The sequence below is a fragment of the Salinicoccus sp. HZC-1 genome, from assembly GCF_046736035.1.
In the GTDB taxonomy this organism is placed as follows: Bacteria; Bacillota; Bacilli; order Staphylococcales; family Salinicoccaceae; genus Salinicoccus.
Genome location: NZ_CP177130.1, coordinates 2,150,098 through 2,165,495, shown reverse-complemented (window position 1 = coordinate 2,165,495; position 15,398 = coordinate 2,150,098). Strand labels below are relative to the sequence as shown.

Below are 15,398 nucleotides of genomic sequence, written 5' to 3'. Positions count from 1 at the left end.
AATACTAGACAAAGAATTAAAAAGGCATCAGTTATTTCTATAGGGTGTTGAATTAGGTGAAGATACGGTAATCAGAAGGAACTATTTATTACAAATTTCGGTGGAACGTTAAGAGAAAACCGCATCATAAAGTGATAAGCTGAGAGTTATCATAAGTAAGCCATTTCATAGATGGTGGGGATTGCGATTATATAAATTCGTGTTATATTGAGTCTTAATGAATTTTCATTTGATGTCCGGGTTCAGCAATCTGACCTCGGGCGTTAACTATGTATATTATTGTAACAGGAGTGAATTAAGTGCATATCAATGTGCTTTATGAGGATAATCATCTGCTCATTGTCGAAAAACCGGTGAATCTTCCGGTTCAGGAAGATAGTTCCAAAGACAAGGATCTGTTGACTATCTTAAAAGAGTATATAAAAGAAAAATACAACAAGCAGGGTGATGTATATCTGGGACTGATACACAGACTCGATCGCCCTGTCGGTGGGGCGATGGTTTTTGCAAGAACATCTAAAGCAGCTTCCCGCCTGTCGAATGAACTGAGGAAACATCAGATTTATAGAACATATGCTGCGGTCACGCGGGGACATCTGCCCAAAAATCATGGGAGATTGATAGATTATCTGTGGAAGGACCGAAGGAAGAACATTGTCAGTGTTACAGAAGAGGATAAAAAAGACGCTAAAAAAGCAGTCCTTGATTATAAGGCTCTGAGTAATCATAAAAAGGGCAGTCTGGTCGAAGTGGAGCTGAAGACCGGCCGTTCCCATCAGATCAGGGTACAGCTTGCAAACCAGGGGACGCCGCTCTATGGTGACCAGAAATACGGTCAGCATGTAAATAAACCGGGTGAACAGATTGCGCTTTGGGCAACCCGCCTTAGCGTCAAACATCCTACAAAAGATGAAATGGTAACCGTGGACTCTCGGCCACCGGATAAATATCCATGGACAAGCTTCTTTTGATTTAACAGGCATAAAGTGCTCTCAGAAAATCGCATCACGATGATGCGATTTTTTTGTTTTTCAATTCACGTTATCTATTATTATCGAATAATTTTTAATGATAACTTCTTCTTCCATTCTTTTGATACGCTTACCAATGATCTGACCGCTCATATGAATTTGTCCACCCAGCACTTTTCATTAAATACAGGAATTTCTTGAAAATTCTTTAAGGATTTTAAACTCTATATCATCTGGTTTCATGGCTGACTCCGTTCATCGTGAGACATAAATGCTTCTAACTGTTTCATCAGAGTAAAACAGAGAGAGAACTATCTGCAGTAATGCTGAGCCGGGCACTTTACGGGGCAGCCAAGTACTATAGATTTGAAGAAAATTTCATTAAAAACCGCATCATTTGGCAATGCTAAGAAATGTATCAGTATCGCAGACGATGCGGTTTTAAGGTTATATTAATATTAAACATCCGTAGAAAACAGGCTCGATAGACGCATTTAGAATCACTGTTCTATAAATTCTATCGGTAACTGATCGCTGAAAGCATGAGCTAATTTGATTAAATGATCCAATCCCTCACCAGGGTCTTCGAGCATAGTATCAGAAACTACAGCAGAGTAAGAACTGAACTCTTTTTCGCTCTTAACAAAATCATCCAATTCCACTTTAAACTCTTCTTCGTCATGCTTAAAAGTAATCGTAAGTGCTTCTTCACTTAATGTATATTCTCCCTTTATTTCATTGCCATCTTCACGGGTGACTTTGCCATTATCGAAACTTAAAGTCATGAAGACGTTCTGATCTTCCAATTCATCCCCTTCAGTAAGGGGGCCGGGCGGGTAGGCTAGATCAAAAGTTTTACCGGATAGATCATTACTGTTATTGCATCCCATCAAAAATAACAAAGAAAATATAAATATAGAAAACAACGATTTTTTCAAAACTATTCTCCCCTTTAATATGTATGTCCACATCCGTATTTCTATTAGTATCTAAAAGACGTAAATTTTTATATGGACCATTTTTTATGTCTATTTGGTTATTATCATTCATTTATCCTGTATATAATTTAAGACCGACTTAGAAAAATCTATCGCATTATCATGATTCACCAGATGGCCTGCATCCTTTACTATTGTCACTGAAGCTTTCTTCTCTATATGTTCATCGATCGTTTCAAGTTCATGATCACTTCTGCTCCCAAGGATTATGTGAATGGGTAGGTTTTCCTCGATAATTTGGGCGTTTTTTGCAAATGGATACCATTCTCTGTTTTTGCCAATTTCGAGAAACTGTTTCCAGCCTGAACCATGAAGGTTATCAAAATAGGACACAACTTCCTGATTTTCTAAGAGATTTGCCTGAATATTAACTTCGGTATTATGTAATTCAGTATAATTATGAGGTTCTTTAAACATAATCCCTGAAAGGTTTAAAGTTCTTACATAAGATTTATGTCTTAGCGCAAAGTGTACGGCTATTATTGCACCAAGAGAGACACCGACTAAATGTATTTTGGTAATGTTTAAGTTTTCGATAGTTTCCATTAAGTCATCAGCAGCGCTTTCAAAATAGTCATCGAGGTTATCACATCTGGATTTACCATGTCCTCTTAAGTCTGGTAATAAGATATGATACGCATCCTTAAAAACTGGAATGATATTTTCGAAATCTGTCATACCGGTCTGCAAACCAGAATGCAGAAAAACAATTGTTTCAGAACCAGAGCCTATATTTTCAGTATGTAAAATCATTTATATCACTGCCATCATATAGTAATAGTAAGATTTAAATTTGTTTGCTATATATTCCATTATACTCGAGTGACTGTTCAAGGCAATAAGTAGTCTGAATATAAAGAAAATATTTTGTTATTAAGTTTGAAAAACTATCACCATAACGTAAACCGTTGCGGTAATAGTGATAAATCAAATCCATATTCAAATAAGCTCTAGTATAGTGGAAAGCGGAAATTAAATTTTCTATGGCGTACTATTCATGAATTTAATATCCTTTCTCATATATATAAACTCAGGAATCCAGAAATACTCTCTGGATAATCATGATCAGGATCCACAAAATAATGCCGGTAAACAGAAAAATGGTAAATATGATGATGTAATCTATGAATGACGTTGTGTTAAACCATCCGCTGAATATGAGAATCGGATAAATAGTGACAAGCATGACAATGAAATGGATTAGAGTGCGTACTGCCAGTGATAAATGATTCAAATCGTAGATTACAGAAGCACCTGCAACAATCGAGATAATCAGTCCTACCAGAAATGTGCTTTTAGCATTGTAAATTTGATTATCATAATAAAGAAACACCGCAATCAGCGTCATAACAGCAAATGGAATGATCCCTCTGATTATGGCCTGGATGGTCAGCATAGTAATTGATCCCTCACAATTTACATTTTTAGTATTATAGCTCTATAGTAGCATTATGCTTTAACGTGCACACAATAAAGTCGTATGATTATAGACAAGTATTCATCTGGAGGGTTCAACATGGAAATGAATTATTGTTCAAATTGCGGAGACAAGCTGGAAATACGTCTGATTGATGAAGTGGAACGGCATTCTTGCCCAAGCTGTTCATTTGTTCATTGGAGTAATTTCAGTGTGAGTGTCGGTGCTTTAGTCGTAAAAGAGGATAAATTACTACTTGTTCGCCGCAGTCAAAATCCGGGAAAAGGGAAGTGGACGAATCCTGGAGGTTTTGTCGAACAGACAGAACTGATCGAACAGGCAGTCATCCGGGAGGTACAGGAAGAGACCGGCATTAAGGCAAAAGTGAAATCAATTGTCACGCTCGGGGATTTCCCGGGTCGGGTACATAATGTCTATATTACATTTTTGCTGGAATATGTAGAAGGGGAGCCACAGCCGGACGAGGAAGAAGTGGACGGCGCAGGATTTTTCTCCCTGAAAGAAATGGAGTCCATGAATGTCGCCGATCTGACATGGGGACTCGCTAAAATCGCATTTGAAGCAGATTCAGACGGATTGTCACTGAACAGGTTGGATAAAACAGCATTTAACGGCTATACGTTATTTAACATTTAAAATAAACTAAAAAGAAGCAGAGTGGTTGAGCATGGAATAAAAAGTGAAAATCAGTTTTTAATTGTAGTATTCACATAATCCCTTGTAATGATTCCCCGGACCACTCGAAATCTAATGTTCGGGGGAGCGTTATATCACTAGTAACAATGGTTCATATGTCCAATATCGTGGTATTGACATGTATAACATGAAAAGGGACAGGTGATAGTGTGGAACAGTCAGAAGCTGTAAATCGCATTACTGAAATCTTAAGTGAATCGAAAATCGGTGTTTTATCTACAGCACAAAATAATAAGCCGAATGCACGTTATATGTGGTTCTATAACGATGGTCTGACACTATACGCGAAAACAAATGACAAATCTCCAAAATATGATGAGATAGGGGACAATCCGCAGGCTCATATCCTGCTTGGTTTCCATGATTCATCCAATCACGCTTTCGTAGAATACTACGGGGATGCTGAGAGAATAGATGATCAGGAAACAATTGACTGGTTATGGGAAAAGCAGGATGAAAACTTCTTTGATTCGAAAGAAAACCCGCACTTAAAGGCGTTGAGGATCACGCCAAAGGCTATAAAAATAATGAATGACGATGAATATGAAGACGTTAAGCTGCTATTGTAGCCGGCATCAGAGAGATTTATGGACGAGAGCCTGGCCAGCTTCAATCTGGCCGGGCCTTTTTAATATAAGGGTTTCATTCAATTGCAGCTCAATAATAAAAATTACAACTATGATGTCAGGAATAGAGATAACTAAACTGTTCATCCAGAAAAGGAGTGATGGGAATGTTGGCTTATGTTTGGGCGGAAGATGAAAATAGATTGATTGGTAAAGGCGGGGGACTTCCTTGGCGCCTGCCTGCTGATATAGCGTTTTTCAAGAAGATAACGATGCGCGGTGATATGGTGACGGGCCGCAAAACTTATGAAACAATCCCGAACCGGCCGTTGCCGGGACGGCGCAATATCGTTTTAACGGCGCAGAAAGACTATGAAGCGCCGGGGGCAATTATTGTCCATTCAAAAGAAGAAATACTCGAGCTTGAAGCAAAAAATAATGAAGATCTGTATATCATCGGCGGATCGGCACTATTTAAAGTATTCGAAGACGAAGTCGATGAACTATACCGGACGGTCATCCATGATACTTTTGAAGGGGACACATATTTCCCTGAGGATTTTGATTATGGCGGATTTGAATTGGTCAAAACTGAAAAAGGCATTGTAGATGAGAAAAACAAATATGAGCATACTTTTGAATTATGGAGACGTAAATGATCTGAATATATTAAACGATCCACAGAATTTTTCAATTTGAACAATGGATCAACTATGAAATGGATCCGGATTCCTATTCAGCAATATGCTGATAAACTTCCTCTGCAATCCTCTCTGAGCCTTCAGCGTTGGGATGGATGCCGTCCAGCTGGAACCATTGTCTTTTTTCCTGGGTGAGCTGGTTGATGTCGATGAGTTCCGCTTCTTTCTCTGCCGCTACTTCTTTAACGATCTGTGTGATTTCATCGATATTGTCATTGTTTATATCACCGGGTAGATCGGCTTCGTTAAACGCCTTTGGCGGTGTTGCTAAATATATCTCTGTTCCGGGCTCATTATCGATATAGACATCCACCAGTTCTGAATATTCTTCCCTGAATTGTTCATGCCCCTGCCAATTGTTGATTTTAGAGTCATTCGTGCCAAGCATGATTATGACGATATCCGGATTGAATTCCAGACTGTTCCGATATTCTTCAGTGTCAGCATAAGGAAAATCGGCACTCTTCATGGCGGCATAATTATTTGCTCCGAAATTCTCAACCCAGTACGCTTCCCCTAAAAGCTCTGCTAATTGATGTGGATAGGCATTATCAGACCAGTTGTTCACCATCAGGCCATAAGTGATGCTGTCTCCGACTGCGGCCACTTTAATGCTGCTGTGGTCACCTTCACCTGTCTGATGCGCGTTTGAAGCACCGAAGTTGGTAGTGGCGCAGTATATAATGACAATTAGAATTATCACTGCTGCAGCTTTAAACAGTACCCATTTGCCCGCTTTATTTTTCATGAAAACCACCTCGATTTTTCTGAGTGAACGGCATGATGGTAAGTTAAAAAGTTTCTGATTTGTACTTCATTCTACTCGATTCGGTGCCGGGGTCAATTGGTACTCTTTGGATATTCATACATATTTCAGCGACAACCAGGGTATTGTAAATGGAGACGATGAATTATATACGTCTGATAGTGGCTGTAATAAATATATAATCTTTCCGTAAAAAGATTGGATAGGTGATAATATGATTTTCAGAAATATATTAAGTATAATATTTTTAATCCTGTTTTCCATTCCTTTTATAATGAGGATACGTAAAGAACAGAAGGAAAATAAAAAAGTGTCAAAATGGAGTATCTTTTTCATTATAATGGCGGCCGTACTTTTGATTATTTTAATCGTCTCGCTGTGGATTAATCTTATGTAATGAAAATGATATTACAAAGCGGGACGCTAAGGCAGTAAACGAATTAAAAACCACACCGGAATGAATATAAAGCAATATCATATGAGCAGATACAAGCTGTATCCGCAGGATGATTATCTGCCGGGACAAAGTTTGAATCTCCCGGAATAGTGAAGAAGCCCGGTCGCTGTTTAAGCGACCGGGCTTCTTCGTTCATATAGATCTATTTGTTTCCTTCGCTGATTTCACTGACAGCGAGTATCGCATTGGCGATTTCTTCCGGTGTAATCTTGTCGCTCAGGTTGGCGAATGTGTCGCCGGGATCTGTTGCGAGTTTACCGACTTTGACAAGATCTTCGAAAGCCACATCTTCAAGGTGCATTTCCTTAAGTGTCGTAGGCATGCCGATGCTCTTGTAGAAATCGATATATCTGTTTAATGTTTCATCGGAACTGTTTTCCAGTACCAGCTGGACGAGTGTGCCGTATGTCACTTTTTCACCATGGGACAGATGGTGTATGTCCCCGGACAGGGAAGTGAAACCATTATGAATGGCGTGGGCTGCAGCAAGTCCGCCGTTTTCGAAACCAAGTCCTGATAATAATGTGTTGGCTTCTATCACAGCGTCCACCTGAGGGGTCACAATCCCTTTGGAAGCGGCTTTATAAGCTGCCTGGCCGTGTTTGAATATTGTTTCCTCACATTTTTCGGCAATAGCGATGGAAGCGAGTGTAGGCTGGCCGCCGACCATGTTCTCACCGTTGCTTTTGAGTGCGGCTCTTGCTTCCACCAGCGTGGCCATCGCATCACTCATACCGGCAGTGAAAAGTTTTACCGGTGCATTGACTACGACTGCGGAATCAATGATAATCAGGTTCGGGTTCTTATCATAGAACCTGTAGCCTGTGAATTCACCTTCGTCGGAATAGATGACCGAAAGGGAACTTGTAGGCGCATCGGTAGATGCCGTCGTTGGAACAATGATGACCGGTGTCGTCAGATTATCGGCCGTTGCCTTGGCGGTATCGAGCGTCTTACCGCCGCCGACCCCGATTATGACATCTGAATCATTCTTTTTACCTATTTCGCTCAATCTATCAATTTCAGCTTCAGATGCCTCTCCGTTGAATTCTTCATACGTGAAATCAATATCGACATTTTTGAAGCTGTCTGTAATCGTTTCGCTGGTAATTGACCAGACCATCTCATCAGAGATGATTAAAGGTTTCTTAGCCAGTTTCTCTGTTTCTTCACCCAGGCTCGCCAGAACGCCCTGGCCCTGTATATATTTCCCTGGGGATTGGAATACGTATTTCGCCATTTGAAAAAACCTCCAAATTTATATTTGATATACTTCATGTTTATCCGTTATATGGGATGGCAAACCTGTATAAGTGAAAGTTCATAATAATTTCACACAATGGACTCGCTTTGGTAAATAGGAATTCACTAAATTTATGATTGAATGGAGTGGGTAAGACAATAAAGAATAATGCGTTTTACAGAGAATCGAATTTAAAACTTTATATGGATTTTAAATTACTGGTATAATTCAACCATATAAAAAAAGAAGAGGTGTATATATGGATTTGCCCCTGATGCTGATTATTGTCTTATTTATAAGCCTTGGTATTTTTAGCCAATGGCTGGCTGGCATAATAAAATGGCCGGCCATAGTCGTCATGTCCATCACCGGTCTCCTAGTCGGTCCGGTTTTCCAGCTGGCTAATCCGGAACAGATGATGGGCAGCGGCCTATACAGTACGATTGTTTCCCTGGCTGTCGCAATCATTTTATTCGAAGGCAGCAGCAACCTGGATTACCGTGAATTAAAAGGGGTGTCCAAAGCCATCAGACGTGTGATTACGATTGGTGCTGCACTGGCCTGGTTCCTCGGGACACTGGCTATGTACTATATAATGGAGTTTCCTCTGCCTATTTCATTAGTGATGGCAGGACTGCTCATTGTGACAGGGCCGACAGTCATCACCCCGTTGCTGAAACAGGCAAAAGTGAAAAACTCCGTGAACTCCATATTGAAATGGGAAGGGATCATATTGGATCCAGTGGGGCCTTTGCTGGCACTGCTCTCTTTCTATGTATTTCAGGTATTGGGAAACGGCTCTGGCGGCAGCTTTATACTCGAGTTTTTAGTCGGTTTTGCTGTGGCTGCCATTTTAGGTTTCGGCGGGTCGTTGCTGTTCAGGTGGCTGATTAAAAAAGAAATCATTCCCCAAAATCTAATGGCGCCAATACAGTTTGCATTCATATTATTGATATTCAGCATTAATGAAGCCGTCCTCCATGAATCCGGTCTGCTTTCAGTCACGATTTTCGGTTTAGCCATGGCACGGATGAAAAACCGTAATCTGGTTTACAAACAGTCTGATCACTTCATTGAAGAAATATCATTAATATTGGTATCTACGGTTTTCATTCTGATCACTTCGTCTTTGACAAGAGAAGTATTAATCGATGTGCTCAACTGGCAGCTGGCCATCTTCTGTCTGGTGATGATCCTGCTTGTCCGTCCGCTATCGATATACTTGTCTACGATTAATACGGAGATTGGTCTAAAGGAAAGAGGTTTCATCGGGATGACGGCACCGCGGGGGATTGTGGCCCTTACAGTCGCCCAATTCTTTGCCGGGCTGTTTATAGACGCCGGCCTGCCCATGGCTGAAATGATTACACCTGTAACATTTGGATTTGTATTTGTAACTGTCGTGGTCTACGGATTTGGATTCAAGCCGCTCAGCCAGGTGATGAATTTGTCGAGTACCAATCCACCCGGGGTGATAATTATCGGTGAAAATAATTTTTCACTCCAATTGGCTAAGAAATTGAAGGATCAGGGTATACCGGTAATGATGTCAGATCTGCTCCATTTTACGTCCAGCAGGGCAGATGAAATGGGGATAGAAACATTCAGAGGCAACCTGTTGTCGGAAGATGACCGCATATATACGGATCTGACCAGTTATGATAAATGTCTTCTGATGACACGTTCATTCGTACTGAACAACCTGTCCTTTAATGAGCTTTCCACCGAGTTTGGATTGAGGAATGTCAAAATGCTGCCGATATCCACAAGTGACAGGATTGTCAAATTCCGTCCTGAAGAATCGCTGCGGCATCATATGCTTTTTGAAGAGACGGCCACTTACTATTGGCTGGATCAGTATATTAAAGAGCATAACATTTCAGAAATACCCGGCAGTGAGGCGGAAACTATTTCTGAAAATGATATCGTACTATATTATATCGACAGCAGTAAAAATGTTCACTTCAAACCGATTACCAGGGAATTGGAATACGGTGAAGAGGGCACCATCGGCTTATTGAAAGACGGGAAGACCTTTAAGGAAAATAATAAATAAGAAAAGCGGGCATTGATTGAATACCAATCAGTGCCCGTTTTTAAGGTGCGGCATTAACTCCATCTATGGAAAGCGGTCTGTAACAAATATATTATCTGAGATATAATGATGATATAAATGAAAGACAGTGGGGGAGTAACATGAGTGTCTGGTTTTTATTGAACGCTGCGCTGCTCATCTGGGCAATATGGAATGTGGCGGCGGGGCTGTCAATCCACTCAACATATATGCATATTCTGCTCGGGTTTGCAGGCTTCCTGTTTTTCATATTCAACTGGACCCGCAACGCTGTTTTTTCTACAATCCGTAATGCTGAAAGCCGGCAGACGAAAGTGAGGCTCGCCCGGATGTCGAAGCGGATCGTCCCTTATCATCGTTATATAGGAACGACGGCGCTGCTCCTCATCATCCTGCATGGAGTATCAGTGGTGCACTTTTACAGTTTTGATCTGGCCAATATGAAGGTATTGACCGGCTTTTTGGCCGCCGTCAATCTGCTGATACTGGTTCTGTCGGGCTGGTACCGGCTTTTATTCGATTCAAGCCTGAAAATCAGAAAGCTGCATATCAGGCTCGGTATATCACTGTTCATTTTTGTAGTGCTTCATTTTATATTTTAATGGGGTGTCTCATGATGCAGACGAATACTGTATTAATTGATATACAAACACCTTTTCCGCACAATTGGCACTTAGACTGACATAGCGATTTGAGACATATATAAAACACCATCTTTAGGCTGCTTGCGCCCCAAATTCTTTGGGCGTCAGGTAGCCTAATTTTTCTAGGATCCGATCTTCGTTGTAATAACGGATGTATTCATTCACCTTCTCTACGACATGAATAGTGTTCATCGAATTGAATTTGATGTATTGGAATTCCTCTGACTTGATATTGGAATGGAAAGATTCAATGACCGCATTATCCCAACAGTTTCCACGCCGCGACATACTGCCCACCAGATGGTTCTGTTTGATTAAATCCTGATATGTATAGGAAGTATACACACTGCCTTGATCAGAGTGGAGGATCACGCCTTCCGGGTTTCCGCGCACTTCCAGCGCTTCCTTCAAGGTATCGGTGACCAATGGCGTCTGTTGGTGATCGTACATCTTGTACGCGACAATTTCATTATTGAACAAGTCCATGATCGTTGACAGGTACATCGTCGAACTGCCGTACTGAATGTAAGTGATATCGGTCACCCATTTTTGGTTGGGTGCTGAAGCCGTGAAATTACGTTGCAGAAGATTCGGCGTTACAATAATGGATTCGCCTTGTGATTTCCACTTTCGTTTCGGTTTGATCCGGCATTGTAAATTATGTTTCTGCATGATGCGCTGGATTGTATTGCGATGCCGGTCGAACCTGTACTCTTTCTTCAGTAACGTCTTGATTTTTCGATGGCCAAAACGATATTTCGTTTTCTTACACAACGCGACAATCGCTTCTTCCACTTCCGTCAACAGGCGTACGACACCTTCGGCCAGCCACCGGTAATATGTCGAGCGCGGCACCGCCAAAGCGGACAAAATGGCCGTTACTGTATACTTTTCCCGGTATTTTTCGACCACTTGAAGCACTAGTCCTTTTTCAACTCCTCTTTCATCTCCAAGTACTTTTTTAAGATATCATTCTCCATTTTCAAGTGCGAATTCTGGCGCTCTTTCTTCTCCAGTTCACTCGTGAATTCCGGTCCATGCCCAAAAGAATATTGCTTGCCAATCGGTTGATCGAACCGGTGGATTTCATTTGCCCGGTACCATCTCATCCACGTCTCAATCTGTGATTTATTTTTGATTCCATGCGTCTCCATAATCTCTTTCGTTGTCAGCTGCCCACTCATTTTGTCTTTCACGACGGCCCATTTCGTTTCACTTGAATATACGTTTTTGCCCATGCAAAAACACCTCCGATTTCAGTACTTGTGGTAAGTGTACCATTTCGAAGGTGTTTTATAGTGTCCCATTTAATTATGTTAGTCTAACTCTAACCATGATGTTCTTGTTTAACCATGCTTTGTATAGTAAATAGATAAGAACACGAGCATATGGGAGTGAGTGCGATGTCTACACAAAAAAAGTGGGCAGTTGGATATTTTATTGCTTTTGTAATCATGCTTTTCCTGAATTATTGGAGCGGAACGAATGTAGGGAGTGTAGCTGATAATAATCAGGCGATCATTCAGCCTGCCGGGTTTGCATTTTCTATTTGGGGGTTAATCTATGTGCTGCTCCTGGCATGGATCGTTAAACTCTTCTTCTCAAAGACCTGGGAAGGTTCCATGGCCTACCGGTTAAGATATTGGCCGGCCATCAACTTCCTGTTAAATGGTGTATGGATTCTCGTATTCACACAACAGTGGCTGTTTGTTTCTGTTTTAGTGATCATCGGCCTTTTATATACTCTGGCAAAAATGTATTCTGCAATGACGGAGACAGGCTATGACTGGTTTGACCGTTTCCCTTTTTCCATATATTTTGGCTGGGTGACGGTTGCGACCATCGTTAATATTTTTACATTGGCTGTGAATTACGATATTGAAACCATTTTATGGTTGGATGAGCTCGCATGGACCATCATCGTATTGATCGTTGCGACGCTAATCGGGATGGCAATCGCGCTTTACTTCAGAGATTGGCTGTACCCGCTCGTTTTCATCTGGCCGTACTTCGGAATATACACGGAAAATGATACGTACATGAGCTTGAACATCACTTTGATGATCGCAAGCCTGGCATTGCTAATTGTCGCTGTCATCGTCGGAGTGAGGAAACTCCGTCGTTAACATGAATGATGGAGGCATAAGTACCGGCTGACCATCAAAACAGAGCGCGGTATCTTAAATTTAAGAAGCCGCCCCCTGTTTTTCATTTGAAAATGACAGTAAACATAAAAAGTGGGACGCAGACTGGATTTCCTTCTGCGTCCCACTTCATTTTGGCCGGATTTAAATGTCGGCCATTTAAAATATCATAATTTGAAATCTGATTACGAGTTGCTTTTTTGAGCCAGTCTTACGAGGACTCTGGCAATTGTTTGTTTCTCATCGTCATTGGAAGTCGCTTTCCAGAGCTCTTTGAGCACCTGTTCTTCGCGGTTACGAGGTTCTTCGTTGGATGACAGGTAATCGGCAGCTTTTTTCGCAGCTTTGGCCAACTGGTCTTCATCCATGCCCACTTTTTCACCTTTGTTCACTTGATCTCCTAAATAATTGATGAATCTATCATAGCTCTGGAGAATCTCATCCTTGTTTTCCTGATCCATGTTGCGGGCTTTCTCTTCCGGGTTATTCATTTCCTCATTACTCATAATTAATGCCTCCTAAAATTTGAATTTCTCGAAATGGTTTCGCGTCATTCTCTTCGGATTGTTATGAGTTCCTCTGATGTGAAATCGATGGTGCATCTACAGATGAAATGCTGTCTACTCCATATATTAACCCCGGAGGGTGGAAAATAAATATTTTTGCCAGTTTAAAATATAAAAGAGTCAATTAAATTTGATGGGAGCAAAAAAATTTCCACCGGTATAATTTTCCGGTGGAATTTCCTTTCTGTCTGCGGTTATTCAGTAAGATCTATAGTCTCGGGTGTATCCAAGTCGTCATCGTTCATAATTTTGATTTTTTGAGGGATGAGTTTAAGCACTGTCAGGTTTGGGTCTTCCTTCGATTCGAAAAACGATTTATCCTGCTTCTGCCATAACCAGTCGATGGTTTCGTCATCTTCGACAATTTCCACTTCTGCCATGATTTCCAGGAAACTTCTGTTTGAAGTTTCTTCATATCCCAGCAGAACATGTGTCCGTGGATTATCTTTGATTTCATCCACTTTGAAAGTGACTTGACCCCCTCCGGGTTTACAGATGAAATAAAACATCTGTAAACCCGGAGGGATTTTTATATGGCTAACAAACAATTCTCATTGGAAGAAAAACTCGCAGTGATTGACGCAGTGAACGCGGGGGGCAGTCCCAGTGAAGTGATGAAAACATATGGCGTGTCTAAGAGCACGCTTCATAGATGGCGGCAGAAATATAATAAATATGGTAGAGAAGGATTAAAAAAGGCAAAAAGGCATCGTCCCTATCCGCGGGCATTTAAAGAAGCCGTGGCTAAAGCGTATCTGGATGGCGGGACTACTGCTGCCACACTCGCGCGCAAGTATGATATTCCTTCTGACAGAACTGTACGGGACTGGATTATGCGTTACAATAATGGTGAAGAACTCAGAACGACGAGAGAAGGTGCTTCACCATTGACTAAAGGGCGGAAAACTACGGTTCAGGAACGGATTGAGATCGCAAAATATCACGCTCAGGGGGATGTCAGTTACCGAGAACTGGCTGAACGGTTTGATGTGAGCTACCAGCAGGCGCGCACCATTGTGATAAAATACCGGGATTATGGTGAAATGGGACTCGAAGATAAACGCGGCCGCAGGAAATCAGAAGATCAGCTGACGGAAACGGAACAACTAAACCGGGAGATTTCAAAACTCAGAGCAGACAAGCGAAAACTTGAAGTGGAAAATGCCCTGCTAAAAAAGTTGGACGAACTCGAGAGGAACTAAAATACAGCCGGGTTCAGAGTCATCAACTTCACACTGCCATCACAGCCCTGCATAATGAAGGCTACTCCATCTCTGAATTATGCCGGGCGGCGGGTATTTCAAGACAGGCGTACTATCAGTATCAGAAACGCAGTGCATCGGCTTCTGAAACAGAGAACGATTGGATTGCGTCAAGGATAGCCGAATTCTATGTCGAAACAGAGGGCATATACGGCTATCGTCAGATGTGTTATGAAATCAACAAAGCACATCAGACGCACTATAATAAGAAACGCATCTACCGGCTGATGACACAGATGGGCTTACGGTCGGTGACCCGGATCAAAAAGCAGCAGTATATGCCACACACACCGCAACAGGTCGCTGAAAACATATTAGACCGGGATTTCAATGTCGACCACGTGAACGAGAAATGGTTAACCGATGTGACGGAATTTAAAGCGCTGAGTGGAGAAAAAGCCTATCTCAGTGCCATTATCGATTTGTATGATAATAGTATCATCGCCTACAAATTCGGACGCTCTAATAATAATCAGCTCGTCTTCGATACGTTTAAAGCGGCGATCCAAAAATGTCCGGATGCGACGCCATTGGTGCATAGTGACCGGGGATTCCAGTACACCTCTTTTGGCTTTAAAAAAATTTTGGAGGCCCAGCAAATGTGCCAGAGCATGTCCCGGGTGGGAAAATGCATTGATAATGGACCAATGGAGGCTTTCTGGGGCAAGATCAAAGCTGAACGGTTCCATGTCAAACGCAAACAGAAGTATTACGACACCTATCACACGATCATCAAAGATATTATGTGGTATATCGAGTTCTACAACCACCGCAGGCCTCAGCACAAATTCAAGGGGTTGAGTCCGTTGGAATTTAGAGCATTAGCCGCATAAAAAAACGCCAGAGAATCTAGATTCTCTGGAGGGAAACAT

Annotated in this window: 15 protein-coding genes and 2 pseudogenes; 9 read left to right on the top strand and 8 right to left on the bottom strand. The window is 41.6% G+C overall.

The window, feature by feature from the left end:
* The first annotated feature begins 299 nt into the window (after nucleotides 1–299).
* Nucleotides 300–971 (top strand): RluA family pseudouridine synthase, encoded by a 672-nt coding sequence (locus tag ACKRAT_RS11345; RefSeq protein ID WP_411842510.1) that lies wholly within the window; start codon nucleotides 300–302, stop codon nucleotides 969–971.
* A gap of 500 nt (nucleotides 972–1,471) precedes the next feature.
* On the opposite strand, the gene ACKRAT_RS11340 is transcribed toward ACKRAT_RS11345, so the two are convergent.
* The 3 genes from ACKRAT_RS11340 to ACKRAT_RS11330 form a co-directional block, all read right to left on the bottom strand.
* A complete protein-coding gene (locus ACKRAT_RS11340) occupies nucleotides 1,472–1,909 on the bottom strand; it encodes a hypothetical protein (RefSeq protein WP_411842509.1) in 438 nt (145 codons plus the stop codon).
* 108 nt (nucleotides 1,910–2,017) lie between these two features.
* Nucleotides 2,018–2,722, bottom strand: coding sequence for an alpha/beta fold hydrolase (locus tag ACKRAT_RS11335; RefSeq protein ID WP_411842508.1), 705 nt, complete (start codon nucleotides 2,720–2,722; stop codon nucleotides 2,018–2,020).
* 277 nt (nucleotides 2,723–2,999) lie between these two features.
* Entirely contained in the window at nucleotides 3,000–3,365 is a 366-nt protein-coding gene (locus ACKRAT_RS11330) for a DUF3021 family protein (protein ID WP_411842507.1), read from the bottom strand.
* 120 nt (nucleotides 3,366–3,485) lie between these two features.
* Between ACKRAT_RS11330 and ACKRAT_RS11325 the strand changes: the two genes are divergently transcribed.
* From ACKRAT_RS11325 to ACKRAT_RS11315, 3 genes are all read left to right on the top strand, one after another.
* Entirely contained in the window at nucleotides 3,486–4,043 is a 558-nt protein-coding gene (locus ACKRAT_RS11325) for an NUDIX domain-containing protein (RefSeq protein WP_411842506.1), read from the top strand.
* Between the two features lie 209 nt (nucleotides 4,044–4,252).
* The gene (locus tag ACKRAT_RS11320) at nucleotides 4,253–4,672 is read left to right on the top strand and encodes a pyridoxamine 5'-phosphate oxidase family protein (RefSeq protein WP_411842505.1); all 420 of its coding nucleotides are present in this window, start codon (nucleotides 4,253–4,255) and stop codon (nucleotides 4,670–4,672) included.
* A gap of 164 nt (nucleotides 4,673–4,836) precedes the next feature.
* Nucleotides 4,837–5,328 (top strand): dihydrofolate reductase, encoded by a 492-nt coding sequence (locus tag ACKRAT_RS11315; RefSeq protein WP_411842504.1) that lies wholly within the window; start codon nucleotides 4,837–4,839, stop codon nucleotides 5,326–5,328.
* A 73-nt stretch (nucleotides 5,329–5,401) separates the two neighbouring features.
* Here the strand turns inward: ACKRAT_RS11315 and ACKRAT_RS11310 are convergent, their stop codons facing one another.
* Both ACKRAT_RS11310 and ACKRAT_RS11305 read right to left on the bottom strand, forming a co-directional pair.
* Nucleotides 5,402–6,118 carry a GDSL-type esterase/lipase family protein gene (locus ACKRAT_RS11310; RefSeq protein WP_411842503.1) on the bottom strand — a complete coding sequence of 239 codons (717 nt, stop codon included), beginning with the start codon at nucleotides 6,116–6,118 and terminating at the stop codon, nucleotides 5,402–5,404.
* A gap of 617 nt (nucleotides 6,119–6,735) precedes the next feature.
* Nucleotides 6,736–7,833, bottom strand: coding sequence for a glycerol dehydrogenase (locus tag ACKRAT_RS11305; protein WP_411842502.1), 1,098 nt, complete (start codon nucleotides 7,831–7,833; stop codon nucleotides 6,736–6,738).
* 262 nt (nucleotides 7,834–8,095) lie between these two features.
* On the opposite strand from ACKRAT_RS11305, the gene ACKRAT_RS11300 reads away from it, so the two are divergent.
* Together ACKRAT_RS11300 and ACKRAT_RS11295 are read left to right on the top strand one after the other, a co-directional pair.
* A complete protein-coding gene (locus tag ACKRAT_RS11300) occupies nucleotides 8,096–9,892 on the top strand; it encodes a cation:proton antiporter (RefSeq protein WP_411842501.1) in 1,797 nt (598 codons plus the stop codon).
* A gap of 140 nt (nucleotides 9,893–10,032) precedes the next feature.
* Entirely contained in the window at nucleotides 10,033–10,512 is a 480-nt protein-coding gene (locus ACKRAT_RS11295) for a hypothetical protein (protein ID WP_411842500.1), read from the top strand.
* A gap of 114 nt (nucleotides 10,513–10,626) precedes the next feature.
* Here the strand turns inward: ACKRAT_RS11295 and ACKRAT_RS11290 are convergent.
* A protein-coding gene (locus tag ACKRAT_RS11290) for an IS3 family transposase (RefSeq protein WP_411842499.1) occupies nucleotides 10,627–11,792 on the bottom strand; the annotation gives its coding sequence in 2 pieces (ribosomal slippage) (nucleotides 10,627–11,516 and nucleotides 11,516–11,792; 1,167 coding nt in all).
* A 165-nt stretch (nucleotides 11,793–11,957) separates the two neighbouring features.
* On the opposite strand from ACKRAT_RS11290, the gene ACKRAT_RS11285 reads away from it, so the two are divergent.
* On the top strand, nucleotides 11,958–12,680 hold the full coding sequence (locus tag ACKRAT_RS11285; RefSeq protein WP_411842498.1) for a tryptophan-rich sensory protein: 723 nt from the start codon (nucleotides 11,958–11,960) through the stop codon (nucleotides 12,678–12,680).
* Nucleotides 12,681–12,883: 203 nt separating this feature from the next.
* On the opposite strand, the gene ACKRAT_RS11280 is transcribed toward ACKRAT_RS11285, so the two are convergent.
* Together ACKRAT_RS11280 and ACKRAT_RS11275 are read right to left on the bottom strand one after the other, a co-directional pair.
* A complete protein-coding gene (locus ACKRAT_RS11280; RefSeq protein WP_411842497.1) occupies nucleotides 12,884–13,204 on the bottom strand; it encodes a DUF3243 family protein in 321 nt (106 codons plus the stop codon).
* Nucleotides 13,205–13,458: 254 nt separating this feature from the next.
* Nucleotides 13,459–13,734 (bottom strand): annotated as a pseudogene (locus tag ACKRAT_RS11275) (pyridoxamine 5'-phosphate oxidase family protein); the annotation flags it as partial.
* 63 nt (nucleotides 13,735–13,797) lie between these two features.
* Here ACKRAT_RS11275 and ACKRAT_RS11270 point away from each other — a divergent pair.
* Both ACKRAT_RS11270 and ACKRAT_RS11265 read left to right on the top strand, forming a co-directional pair.
* Nucleotides 13,798–14,466 (top strand): helix-turn-helix domain-containing protein, encoded by a 669-nt coding sequence (locus tag ACKRAT_RS11270; RefSeq protein ID WP_411842496.1) that lies wholly within the window; start codon nucleotides 13,798–13,800, stop codon nucleotides 14,464–14,466.
* Nucleotides 14,467–14,498: 32 nt separating this feature from the next.
* Nucleotides 14,499–15,359, top strand: a pseudogene (locus ACKRAT_RS11265) (IS3 family transposase); the annotation flags it as partial.
* Between the last annotated feature and the right edge of the window lie 39 nt (nucleotides 15,360–15,398).